9 protein-coding genes are annotated in these 12,534 nt (G+C 42.3%); all 9 read right to left on the reverse strand.

The window, feature by feature from the left end:
• Window position 1 precedes the first annotated feature (1 nt).
• Complete coding sequence (locus tag P2W71_RS16955) at window positions 2-3,268, reverse strand: SusC/RagA family TonB-linked outer membrane protein (protein ID WP_276372484.1); 3,267 nt, start codon at window positions 3,266-3,268, stop codon at window positions 2-4.
• Window positions 3,269-3,426: 158 nt separating this feature from the next.
• Complete coding sequence (locus P2W71_RS16960) at window positions 3,427-5,352, reverse strand: OmpA family protein (RefSeq protein ID WP_276372485.1); 1,926 nt, start codon at window positions 5,350-5,352, stop codon at window positions 3,427-3,429.
• A gap of 179 nt (window positions 5,353-5,531) precedes the next feature.
• Window positions 5,532-6,128 carry an aminotransferase class IV gene (locus P2W71_RS16965; RefSeq protein WP_276372486.1) on the reverse strand — a complete coding sequence of 199 codons (597 nt, stop codon included), beginning with the start codon at window positions 6,126-6,128 and terminating at the stop codon, window positions 5,532-5,534.
• Window positions 6,112-7,086 carry an aminodeoxychorismate synthase component I gene (locus tag P2W71_RS16970; protein ID WP_276372487.1) on the reverse strand — a complete coding sequence of 325 codons (975 nt, stop codon included), beginning with the start codon at window positions 7,084-7,086 and terminating at the stop codon, window positions 6,112-6,114. The genes P2W71_RS16965 and P2W71_RS16970 overlap by 17 nt, the downstream gene beginning before the upstream one ends.
• A 55-nt stretch (window positions 7,087-7,141) precedes the next feature.
• Window positions 7,142-7,768, reverse strand: coding sequence for a 7-carboxy-7-deazaguanine synthase QueE (locus P2W71_RS16975; protein WP_276373334.1), 627 nt, complete (start codon window positions 7,766-7,768; stop codon window positions 7,142-7,144).
• A 48-nt stretch (window positions 7,769-7,816) separates the two neighbouring features.
• On the reverse strand, window positions 7,817-8,710 hold the full coding sequence (locus tag P2W71_RS16980) for a bifunctional 5,10-methylenetetrahydrofolate dehydrogenase/5,10-methenyltetrahydrofolate cyclohydrolase (protein ID WP_276372488.1): 894 nt from the start codon (window positions 8,708-8,710) through the stop codon (window positions 7,817-7,819).
• Between the two features lie 107 nt (window positions 8,711-8,817).
• Complete coding sequence (lepA, locus tag P2W71_RS16985; RefSeq protein WP_276372489.1) at window positions 8,818-10,602, reverse strand: translation elongation factor 4; 1,785 nt, start codon at window positions 10,600-10,602, stop codon at window positions 8,818-8,820.
• A gap of 225 nt (window positions 10,603-10,827) precedes the next feature.
• Window positions 10,828-12,102 carry an amidohydrolase family protein gene (locus tag P2W71_RS16990; RefSeq protein WP_276372490.1) on the reverse strand — a complete coding sequence of 425 codons (1,275 nt, stop codon included), beginning with the start codon at window positions 12,100-12,102 and terminating at the stop codon, window positions 10,828-10,830.
• A gap of 29 nt (window positions 12,103-12,131) precedes the next feature.
• The gene (locus tag P2W71_RS16995) at window positions 12,132-12,530 is read right to left on the reverse strand and encodes a TerB family tellurite resistance protein (protein WP_276372491.1); all 399 of its coding nucleotides are present in this window, start codon (window positions 12,528-12,530) and stop codon (window positions 12,132-12,134) included.
• Between the last annotated feature and the right edge of the window lie 4 nt (window positions 12,531-12,534).

Raw genomic sequence — 12,534 nt, forward strand, 5'->3', positions numbered from 1 at the left:
TTTAGAAATCAAGATCTAGTTTGAAACCTACGGTTCTTAAAGTAGGATAAGCACCGGATACATAACCTTGTGCATTACCAGCTCCCAGACCTGATTCCGGATCGGAGTATGGCAGATTTTTGTCGATGATCCACAAATTGCGACCAACCAGAGAAAGGGTTGCGCGTTGGAAAACATTTCCTAAAATTGTGTTAGGCAACGTATAGCCTATTGAAATTTCTCTGAGTTTCACATACGAGGCATCGTACACTGTCATTGCAGCAGGATTTCTTGTTGCATCACCCCAATAGAAGGCTCCACCGTAGTAATCCGCGCGCGCTCTGGTCGTGTTTTCTGATCCATCAGCCTTCACGCCGTCGAAAAGAATCCCACCACCTTCAGCAACTGGATTTCTTATCGGATTTCCTAGCTCGTTGTTACCACCAGTATGCACTGGTATACCAGTACCCTGACCGTAGTGCATGTCTAGCGAGTAAATGTCACCACCTCTTTGCACATCAATCAAGAAACTCAGTGAAAGACCTTTATATGATACAGTGTTTATAAAACCTCCGTTCCAATCTGGATTAGGATTGCCAATTACCTGATCAGCAACCGCTACGTAATAACCAGAGTTGGTAACAACTCTTCTGCCGTTTAGATAAGAAAAACCTGTTCCTCTCAGTGCACCATAAGGTTGACCAACTGTAGCATTAGCAGTAACACCACCTTGGTAGCTTTCGATCACATAGTTTTCAATACCAGCAGGAAGTGATTTCACTTCACTGATGTTTTTAGACCAGTTGATTGCAGCATTCCACTTCAGGTTGTTGTTTCTGATGATATCGAAACCAAATGCTACCTCCACACCTTTATTTTCAATATCTCCACCATTGAGGTATTTGTAATGCATACCTGTTGCTTTAGAGAGTTCGATTTCAGCAATTTGGTTTACAGAGTTTGTTTTATATAAACCTAAGTCAAAAGTAAGGCGTCTGTCAATTCCCGCAAACTCGATACCTGCTTCCCAGCTCTTGGTCTTTTCAGACTTTAAATCAGGGTTGTTTACGTAGGTTGGATAAGACTGCAACACTGTGCTTCCAAAGTTATCAGGTCTTGCAAACGTGGAAGTTGTTCTTTCAGGATCCGTGTCATTTCCTACTTCTGCATAGTTGACTCTGATTTTTCCATAATCCATAAAGTCAGCCTTGATCAATTCGCTGAACACAAAACTCAATGCTTCTGAATGATAGAAGTAAGAATTATTGCCCCGTGGAAGCGCTGAAGAAATATCATTTCTTGCGGCGACATCCACGTATACCATGTTCTTGAACCCAAGGTTTGCGTTAGCAAAAAATCCATAAACCTCTTTGCGTGTTGCATCTTCAACAGGCAACAGAATACCGAGACGTGAATTGTTTAATGAATAAAGATCGCGAACTACTAAGCCGCCATTGGTTGAAGCAAGTGTTCTGTCAAAATTATTTCTACGAATATTTGTACCTAAAATTCCAGTTAAATGAAAGTCGGTTGAGAGTTGTTTATTCGCTGTCAGGAAAAGATCATAGTTGAATTCACTTACCCTAAGCTCTTCTTTTTGATATCCAGAACCTTCGTCATTCTTAGTTCCATCACCTTTAGTGACCCCAAATTCTGTAGGAACACTGCCAACCGCTCTTCTTTCCTCTCTTAGTTCAGAGTAAGTATCAACGGTGATACGACCCATTACATTTAACCATTTGTTCATATCATAGCTTAATGCTACGTTTCCAAAAACTCTGGAACGATTGTCTGTTTGATAATTTTTGTAACGTGTCCAATATGGATTATCCCAGAAGATCGGAGTTTCGGGATCATTATAGTCCCCACCATTCCAGGTAATATTTCTTCCCGTTTGTTTGAACAAAGATTCCAAAGATTTAACATCAACGTTGGTTTGCCACCATTGTCTAAAGTTACCCATTAGATTGTCGCCATATCCAGTTGAGTTCCGTCCCAATGTTTCATTATTCACATAATTCACCGCGATGATTGCTTTAAGTTTTTCATTGATTTGACTTGTAGCATTGAGGTTGAAATTATGCCTTGTCAGATTTTGGTTTGGCAAGTAACCTTTCATTTTATAGTTAGTGTAGCCAACACGAAATGTGTTAACATCTGTTCCGCCGGTTAAAGCAATAGAATTGCTATACTCCATTTGAGTTTCAAAGAAGTCAACAGGCGTATTTTTAGCAGCCATCCAAGGATAAGCCTTACCGAAGTTTGGAGACTCCTTCACGAAAGAATCCCACTGATAGACATTAAGATTGGGATCGAATTTGGCACCATATGAACCATCTTCCAATGTAGGCGCAACCAGATCGGGTGTACCGTCACCGTTGATATCATCTTCAAAGAATCCCTGAGGACCATAATAACCAAAAGATGGAGCAGCATATCCAGCACCATATTTGTCTTGGTATTCAACGAAAGTATCCTTGTTAATCTGACCAGCGGTTACACCGGTAGAAATAGCAATGCCAATTCCTTTTCTTTTAGAACCTTTTTTAGTGGTGATCATGACCACACCATTGGCGGCACGTGAACCGTATAATGCTGATGCAGCAGCACCTTTAAGAACGTTGATGGATTCAATATCCTCTGGGTTAATATCAGACGCTGCATTTCCATAGTCATAACCATACCGTCCGGCTGATTGGAAGGTAGAGTTACCTGTACGGTTGCTGATGGGTACACCATCCACAACAAAGAGCGGCTGATTAGTTCCGGAAATTGACTTGTTACCGCGAATGACAATGTTAGAAGAACCGCCGAAGTTACCGGTAGTTCTGATTTGCACGCCAGCGATTTTACCTGACAAGGAGTTTACAAAGTTCTGTTGCTTTGCAGTTGTTACGGCAGAATTGTCAAGTGTTTGAGTCGAATATCCCAGAGAAGCTTTTTCCCTTGGGATGTTAAGTGCTGTTACAACAACTTCAGTAAGCTGTTGAACATCCTGTGCCATAGCAACGTCAACGGTTGACCTATTGCTGATAGGTACTTCTTGTGTTGCAAGACCAATGAAAGTAAAAACAAGTGTACCATTGGCGGGAGCTGTGAGGGAGTAAGTTCCTCCTACATCAGATACGGTACCAACTGTTGTTCCTTTTACCACAACGTTAACACCGGGCAAGGGGGTCCCATCCTCCGAGGATGTGATCTTCCCCGTTACGGTAAGATCCTGTGCCCATAGTGCGCCACTGGCGAAAATAGACACCGCTGTAAAGCAGATCAGTAGAAATCTCTTCATACTTCTGTAAGTTTTAGGTTAATGATTCGTAAAAAACTAATCAAACTTAAAACAAAATGTCAATTGAAGGAAGCTGTTTACCACAAAAATTAGTATAAAAGTGGCAGTAAAAATACCCCATATAGGGTTATGAAAACGATTCCAGTACTGAAAAACGCTTATTTTATGATCCTGAATTCGATTCTGCGGTTCTGTTGCCTACCTTGTTCTGAGTCGTTGGAGGCTAGAGGTTTATCTGATCCGTGGCCTATTGGAACAAGCCGATCTTTATCAATACCTTTTTGGGTGAGGTAATGAAAAACGGATAATGCACGCTTTTGAGACAATTGTTTATTATACGTTGGCTGTCCTGAATTGTCAGTATGACCGCTGATTTCCACACGGACTTGTTGGTTCTCCCGCATGAAGCGGATAATTTTTTCCAACTCAGGGATAGATTTTGGTTTCAAATCAAACTTATCCAGGTCAAAAAAAACATTGTTCAACACCACCATGGAACCTGCTGTTGCTTTTTCCAGATCGATATTGATAACGATGGGTTCAAAGTCGTTTATTCCGGAATAATTAAAGTTGAAGCTTTTAAAAAGGTAGCCTTTCTTATTAATGTATAGCGCATATTCTGCGCCTTGCGTCAAAACCATTAGATAATCGCCTGTGATGGAGTCAGACTCCACCAATGAAACTCTTTTATTGCGATCGATATTGATTAGTTCCACGCTCGCTTTCAGCGACGCCTTGGTTATCTTATCACGAATAATCCCTTTTACATAATTGCTGCGGAATCGCACTTGATTCTCAGCTGGAATTTGTACTTCGTAAATTTTACTTCGTGAAAGACCACTAGGCAATGTTTCCTCGTGTGAGTAATAGCCTTTCTTGCCGTCGGCTGTGATGAAAAAAGAAAATTGGTCTTCGTGATCGTTGATCAGGTTCCCAATGTTTTGCGGGTTTTCCCATTCGGCCGAATCTCTTTCGGCATAAAAAATATCATATCCGCCAAAACCAGGCAACCCATTCGATGCAAAATACAAAGTCCTGTCGTTCGCATGAATGAAAGGAGAAATTTCATCAAAGAGTGAATTGATCTCGTTACCTGCATTGACCGCTTTGGTCCAGGTATTCGTCTCATCGAGGGTCGATATCCATATATCTCGCCGGCCCACACCTGCGCGGCGATCAGAAACAAAGTAAAGCGTTCTGCCGTCCGCCGAGAGCGAAGGCTGAGATTCCCATTCACTGGTGTTTACATTCCGTCCCAGGTTCTTAGGAGTTGTCCAAACATCTCCCTCCTTTATACTCTCATAGAGATCACAGCTGCCGATGCCATCTCGTCCTGAACAAGATGTAAAGATAAGTCGGCGACCATCTGCGGATATCGAACATGTACCTTCATTGAGGGGCGTATTAATGTTCTTTGAAATGGACTCGGGTGCCGTCCATCTACCCTTATCATCTTTTTTACTCACCATCAGATCTTCGTCATCGTTCGGCCCATCCCCTGCTCTTCGTGTAAAGATGAGTTGCCTTTGATCGGCCGTTAGCACTGGGAAATATTGCATCACAAAGCGATTCACTGTGTCGCTGAGTTCGCGGCGGTGGTATGACTTCGTTGATTGGTTTTTTGAGGCAAATTCAGCGCTTCGAAAAAGGGCAGTTGCACGCGCTAATTTCGGTTTGTTCTGGGATTCATTGTTGATAAAGGCACTGAGAACCTTCATGGCCTTTTCATAGTCTCCAGACAATAGGTAGAGTTCGCCTAAATCATACCAAAAAACTTTCTGTTTCCGCAAATCCGACGTCAGACTCAATCCCATTTCATAATCTGCCTTGGCATTTGCATATTGTTTCAGAGAGAAGTAAGTGAGTCCGCGGCGATAATACGCCTCTACGAAATTTCTATCTTTTGCCAGCGCCTGGCTCAACAAGTTTATTGCTTCTTCAAATTGCCCTCTTACCCTAAAGTTGTCCGCTACCGTATAAAGCTCTATCGCCTTCTTGGATTTGGTGCTTAATTCAGCTTGTGATAATGCCTGAAAGGTAATTGCAGTAAAAAACAAAAATATCAGTATCCGAAATATTGCCACGTGTTATCGACTTGCTTAAAATGTAAAAATAGTAACATTCAGGGTTCCTGGCAGGTCGTGTCACAATATTTCGACCTACGGCCATTTCCAGCTTTGGACCTGGTAAATATGGCCAAGCATGGAGAAGCATGGAGCGTACATGGAGCTAACATGGAGCTAACATGGACAAGGCGCACCGGCTATGTGATAATGTGGTTGATGTCAACTTCAGGGTTGTCGAACTCAACCATCGCATTGATAAGCTTAAAAGAATCGAATGTTTTGATATCCTCTACTCTAATCTCCTCTTCCTGTATAAAGTCCCGTTCCAACAGGTTCGCCCGCATAGTACCTTTTAATAAGGCTGACCATGGCGTGTACCATCGTTTGCCCTTTCGGAAAAGAATGTTAGCAAATGAAGCATCTGTTACAAGGCCTCGTTTTATGATAAGAATGTCATCGCAATCCTTGCGGAGATCGAATAAACGGTTTAATAGTTTCCGGTCCGCATATTTAAATTCATACGAAACCCGGTCGTGTTCGATAATCCTTAAGGAGTTAATGGTTTTATACTGATATGGAATAAACTCGACATCCCTTGAAGTATCATCATATACAATTCTGCATTTGTGCAGCCCTTGTTTGGGTACGTCGATATTTTTTAAAAATTCCTCGAGATAAAAATGATCCTGAACGCCGCATAAAAACTTCAACGCACGGTTCATACGCCGCTCATGGTAAAACAAGTTTCGAAACTCACCGTCTTGTAACTTTATGGATTCAAGCAACAGGGACATAAACTTTATCAATAGCTTCCTGATATTCAGATTCTACAAGGCTCTGCGTAGTAATTCCGCCTCCGCTACGGTAAAAATATTTTCCCGATCTATTTTCGATAAAACGGATCATTACCCCGCTGTCTAATTCATTTCCGTCAAAATACCCAAATACACCCGTATAATATCCCCTGTCTTCCCCTTCAACCGCCTTGATAATTTCCAAAGTTTTGGGTTTTGGTGCACCACTAACGGAGCCGGCAGGCAACAGTTTTAACAAAATAGTGCCTAAGCAGTTCTCATAATCATCACTTAACTGGCCGCTGATTTCAGAACTAACCTGAAATAAGTTTTTAGCCCCGGTACGGACTTCATCGATATACCGAAAGCGATTTACCGTAACATCAGTAGCCACCTGGCTCAAATCATTCCTTATCAAGTCAACGATAGTAACATGTTCAGCCAACTCTTTTTTATCAGATAATATTTTCTGTTTTGCATTCGGTATGGTGGCATCAATGGTTCCCTTCATGGGGAAGGAATAAATTTTACCACGACTGATTTTTACGAATGTCTCAGGCGAGAATACCAGAAATTGATCCTTGTAAAACAGTTTATACTTAGCGTCACATTGAAGAAAAATATTTTTCAGCGTGTCGGGCAGTTTTACTTCCGTTGCCACCGTAAGGTTTGTTAAAAATGTATCGCCATACGAAAGGTGTTTAAAAACCTGATTGAATTTATTTTCATAATCAGAAAGAGACCCGGGTGACTTTTGAATAGCAATGCTGTTTGTGCTCGCTACGGTTTTGTTATTTATATTACTGACACCGTTGATGGCATACAGAACATCCCCAGAGGCAATGGTGCTTAATTTTATAATCTCGGGTTTCCTCATTTCAAAATCCACCATGAAAAAAAACGGGATTTTGTTTTTTCCCCATTGATTCATCTTAGTCGTGAATTCAGAAAGAGTCATTCAATTAATCTATTTCAAAACTCTATAACCTAACATTTAAAGCAGCGGTCGCTACCTAAGGAATATTCATATACTTATGTATCTGCAGGGACACCTGCCACTTCGGATTGGCTTTTACATAGTCAATAATAAGCGGCAACATCTCTTTTTCTTTTGACCATTCAGGTTGAAGAAATAAATGACAGGATGAATTTACCTTTGCTGCAAATTCTTCGGCCCAGGCAAAGTCACTTCTGTTATAAACAATAACCTTAAGTTCATTAGCTTTCCCAAAAATTGAAACATCCGGATTCTTGAATTTTTTAGGAGAGAAGCAAACCCAATCCCACGTTCCGGTCAAAGGATAAACACCTGATGTTTCGATATGTATTCGTAGGCCGGCTGCTTTCAACAGCTGTGTGAGCCTGGATAGATCATACATAACAGGTTCGCCGCCGGTAACAACAACAATTTCGGTACCACTGGCTTTTGCTTTTGCACAAATGTCATTTACATGCACCAACGGATGGGCTGAAGCATCCCATGATTCTTTAACATCACACCAGGCACAACCAACATCACAACCGCCTAAGCGAATGAAGTAAGCAGCATGCCCCTGATAGTAGCCCTCTCCCTGAATGGTATAGAAATCTTCCATCAAGGGAAGTACTTCAGCGGAAATTTTATCTTTCACCTCAACCATTGGATATGAATCTTCTGAAATACCAACCACCTTAACAGTATTTCGATGCTAAGGATTCCTTAATTCCGTCGCACGCAAAGTGTTCAGCAATAATGAGGCGATGGTCATAGGACCCACGCCACCCGGCACGGGCGTTATATAGGATGTCTTCGGTGCAACATTCTTAAAATCGACGTCTCCTTTTATAGCCCAGCCCTTTTGGTATTCTGGTCCCTCCACGCGCGTAGTGCCAATGTCTATTACCACGGCACCTTCTTTCACCATGTCCGCGGTAACTAGACCTGGTTTTCCAACTGCCACCAGTAAAATATCAGCCATCCGGGTGTAGCTGCTCAGGTCCCTGGTGTATTTATGACATATTGTTACCGTGGCGTGGCCTTGTTCTGTAAGCATCATGCTTAACGGAGCACCTACTATACGGCTTGCACCGATAACAACGGCATGTTTACCTTCCGTCGGTATATTATAACGACGCAGCAACTCCATTACACCAAATGGTGTCGCCGGCATTAGCAATGGATGTTTGGAAATTATACTTCCAAAGTTGTGGTTTGTAAAACCGTCGACATCTTTATCGGAGCGGATGTTTTCGGTGATGCGCTCCACTGAAATATGCGGCGGCAACGGAAGTTGTACGATGAAACCATCTACATCGTCATCGTTATTAACATGGTCGATGTGCTTCATCAAACGTTCTTCACTAATGGTATCAGCAAAACGAAGCATGGTGTAATGGAAGCCCACACTTTTACAGGCCTTTACTTTGTTGTCAACGTAAGTCTGACTTGCACCGTCATCACCGATGAGAATAATGGCAAGGTGCGGGATCTTCTTTCCTTGTTTTTTCCTTGCAGCTACTTTCAGTGCAATTTCTGTCTTGATATCGGTGGAAATTTTTTTACCATCGATAATGGTGTAAGTGGTTTGAATGGTATCTTCCATTAACGCAAGTATTTCAAATTTTCTGATGACATACTTTTCGATGTCATTTATTTCCTTTTATACACTCGACATTGCATGCTTGGTAAATGCATGAATTAAACGAGGCATTAATCAATTTTGAGAACAGCCATAAAAGCCTCCTGGGGTATTTCGACATTCCCTACCTGGCGCATGCGTTTTTTACCCTTTTTTTGCTTCTCCAAGAGTTTTCGTTTACGGGAAATATCACCGCCATAACACTTGGCCAACACATTTTTACGAATGGCACTGATGTTTTCACGCGCCACTATTTTCTGACCGATAGCTGCTTGAATAGCAATTTCGAACATCTGACGTGGTATGAGTTCCTTCAGTTTCTCACACAGCTTTCTCCCCCAATCCTGTGATTTCCCTCTATGAACGATGGCGCTCAGCGCATCTACTTTTTCACCGTTTAACATGATATCGAGTTTTACCATGTCTGACTCACGGAAGCCTATTAAATGGTAATCAAGTGACGCATATCCGCGAGAAATTGATTTTAGCTTATCAAAAAAGTCGAATACAATTTCCGACAAGGGCATTTCAAAAGACATCTCTACCCTATCCGTTGTCAGATAATTTTGGTTCTTGATCACCCCCCGCTTGTCCATGCATAATCCTATAATGGGCCCAATGTACTCTGACTTAGTAATGATCTGAGCTTTAATATAAGGCTCCTCTATTCTGGTCATGCGCGTCGGATCCGGCATTTCGGAAGGCGCATTGACAAAGATATGGGAACCGTCTGTTAAGAACGCCTGAAATTGAACCGATGGAACGGTAGTGATTACCGTCATGTTAAACTCGCGTTCAAGTCGCTCCTGAATGATTTCCATATGGAGCATGCCCAGGAACCCGCATCGGAAACCAAAACCAAGGGCAGCAGACGTCTCCAACTCCCACACCAGAGAGGCGTCGTTTAACTGCAGTTTCTCCATTGAGGCGCGAAGTTCTTCAAACTCTGTGGTATCCACAGGATAGATTCCAGCGAAAACCATCGGCTTAACTTTTTCAAAACCCTTCAATGATTCGCCAGGATTTAATGCATTGGTAATCGTATCACCCACGTGTACTTCGCTCGCCACCTTTATTCCAGAGATGAGATAGCCCACATTGCCGGCGCTGATCTCATTTTTAGGTTTTTTGTCTAGCTTCAGAATTCCAATTTCTTCCGCAAAATATTCCTTGGCGGTATTGACGAACTTAATTTTTTCTCCTTTGCGTATAGTCCCATTAAAGACTCTGAAATAGATTTCAATACCTCTGAAGGAGTTAAAAACTGAGTCAAAAATCATTGCCTGAAGCGGTGCTTTCGGATCTCCCTTTGGTGCTTTAACCCGGTGTACTACTGCGCGCAGAATCTCCTCAATTCCTTTTCCTTCTTTCGCACTGGCACGGATAACATCTTCACGCTTACATCCCACCAATTCAACGATCTCATCAGTAACCTCATCGGGCATAGCATGAGGCAGATCTATTTTATTTAAAACCGGTATAATTTCCAGGTCGTGCTCTAAAGCAAGGTATAAATTGGAGATCGTTTGAGCCTCTATTCCCTGACTGGCATCCACAATGAGCAAGGCACCCTCACAAGCAGCAATAGATCGGGAAACTTCGTATGAAAAATCGACATGACCCGGCGTATCTATCAGGTTCAGCACATATTCCTTGCCATCCATCTTATAGTTCATCTGGATGGCATGTGATTTTATGGTGATACCTTTTTCTTTTTCAAGATCCATGTTGTCAAGGACCTGAGCTTCCATCTGGCGCTCATTTAAAGTACCAGTGAATTCTAAAAGCCTGTCTGCCAACGTACTTTTGCCGTGGTCGATGTGTGCTATGATGCAAAAATTGCGGATGTTTTCCATCTCTCTCCTCTATGTTGTTCAGTTCTCCCAAAAAGTGATTGCGTCTTTTCCCGGCTTTTTGAATTTACCAGGTCTCAGCAATTTTTTTAAGACTGCAAAAGTAAGTAATTCTTTGATGGAAAAGTGGTGGGGTGACGCAGTTCGAAGTACCCGAGGGAAGGAATTTCCAAGTTGTTGTTATTTGCAGCCTGAGGTTTACATTAATCGATCTTATGTTATTCAGAACTATTGCTTGTAAACTTTGCCTTCCTTCATAACAAAGCTCACTTTTTCAAGAGCTCGAATGTTTTTCAATGGATTTTCGTCGGTCGCTATAATATCTGCGAGTTTTCCCGGCTCGATGGTACCAATCTTATCCAGCATATTTAAAATTCCTGCATTGACAACGGTTGCAGACTTGATCGCCTCGATGGGAGGCATTCCTCCCTCCACCATAAGCGCAAATTCCTGCGCATTATCGCCGTGGTAATAAACACCTGCGTCAGTTCCGAAAGCAATTTTAACACCGCGTTTGTAGGCTTTTGCATAAGTTTTTTGAATCTGCGGGCCGATCGCCGCCGCCTTGGGAGCAACCAATGGATGGTAGTAACCCGGAATTTTTGCTTGCTCACCTACAAATTTTCCAGCGGTAAGGGTGGGCACATAAAACGTTCCCTTTTGTTTCATTAAATCCATCACTTCTTCCGTCATTAAGGTGCCATGTTCAATAGTGGTAATGCCCGCCAACACTGCACGTTTCATCCCTTCCGCACCATGCGCATGTGCCGCAGTATGCATTCCATAATCCCGGGCGGTTTCAACAATTGCTTTCAATTCCTCGTCCGTAAATTGAGGCCCCGAAGCATCTTTTGCGAGGCTTGTCACACCTCCCGTCGCAGTGATCTTGATCAAATCGGCACCATCTTTATAGCGTTGCCGGACGGCCTTACGTGCATCATCCGCAGAGTTTATCACACCTTCTTTGGGACCGGGATCGCCCATCAAATCTTTCCGGTAACTGTTGGTAGGGTCGGCATGGCCTCCGGTAGTCGCGATTGATTTCCCTGCCGAAAAAATTCGCGGGCCAATTACTAATCCCTGATTAATTGCATTTCGTAAGGACGTATTTACGCCGGTACCACCTAAATCTCGCACAGTGGTGAAGCCAGCCATCAAGGTTTTTCTTGCGTAGACAGTTGCTCGGAACGCAATGTCTGCTTCATTAAATGTAAACCGTTGCAATGACTGATCTTTACTGGTTTCACCCTCTAAGTGCACATGCATATCAATCAAGCCGGGCATCACGGTTTTAGTACTGAGATCAATAAGCGTATCGGCACTCCCTTTCGGAATAAACCCCTTGCTGATTCCCGTAATTTTATCGCCTTCAATAATTACGGTTATTTGCGCTTGCACTTCATTGTTTTTACCATCGATCAGGAAGCCACAATGGAGGATAGTTTTTTGTGCAGTCGCCGAAATAACTATTACCAGGAAAAAAAAAAGTAAAAAATGTTTCATTTGGAATCAATAAGGACGGGTATAATGAACTAACTTTTCAAATGCTTTTGCGTTATTTCTTTCAGGTTTACAACTTCGTCTTTTTCCATCACGCCAGCCTTTACATGTAGAAGAAGTTCGAACATCACATCGTTGCTGTAGCCAAGATTTGCCGCAATTTTAGAACAGAATAGCATTTCTTCTTTGTACATGCGTTCGTCAATTTTCATGAGCTGAACTAATGAAAATAAATAATCAAATTTTTGATCGTCGGTTAAATCACCCGGTATAATCAATTCATGTCGCTGGTCAAAAAGGGGTTCAATCTCATCGGGACGTACTTCGTTTGCTTTACCAATAGCCGTAATAAAATTGCGTTCTCGTTCCGCGACTTTGCCATCAATTTGAGCCAGGCTAATAAGCAATTTTAGTTGGTTCAATGCAGACATAACA

This window comes from Chryseolinea sp. H1M3-3 (genome assembly GCF_029360725.1).
Taxonomy (GTDB): Bacteria; Bacteroidota; Bacteroidia; order Cytophagales; family Cyclobacteriaceae; genus Chryseolinea.

Bases quoted from the DNA above. Each gene is read 5' to 3' on its own strand.
- lepA (WP_276372489.1), bottom strand. From the start codon at position 10,602: ATGGAAAACATCCGCAATTTTTGCATCATAGCACACATCGACCACGGC.
- P2W71_RS16980 (WP_276372488.1), bottom strand. From the start codon at position 8,710: ATGGAAGATACCATTCAAACCACTTACACCATTATCGATGGTAAAAAA.
- P2W71_RS16995 (WP_276372491.1), bottom strand. From the start codon at position 12,530: ATGTCTGCATTGAACCAACTAAAATTGCTTATTAGCCTGGCTCAAATT.
- P2W71_RS16965 (WP_276372486.1), bottom strand. From the start codon at position 6,128: ATGTCCCTGTTGCTTGAATCCATAAAGTTACAAGACGGTGAGTTTCGA.
- P2W71_RS16955 (WP_276372484.1), bottom strand. From the start codon at position 3,268: ATGAAGAGATTTCTACTGATCTGCTTTACAGCGGTGTCTATTTTCGCC.
- P2W71_RS16970 (WP_276372487.1), bottom strand. From the start codon at position 7,086: ATGACTCTTTCTGAATTCACGACTAAGATGAATCAATGGGGAAAAAAC.
- P2W71_RS16975 (WP_276373334.1), bottom strand. From the start codon at position 7,768: ATGGTTGAGGTGAAAGATAAAATTTCCGCTGAAGTACTTCCCTTGATG.
- P2W71_RS16990 (WP_276372490.1), bottom strand. From the start codon at position 12,102: ATGAAACATTTTTTACTTTTTTTTTTCCTGGTAATAGTTATTTCGGCG.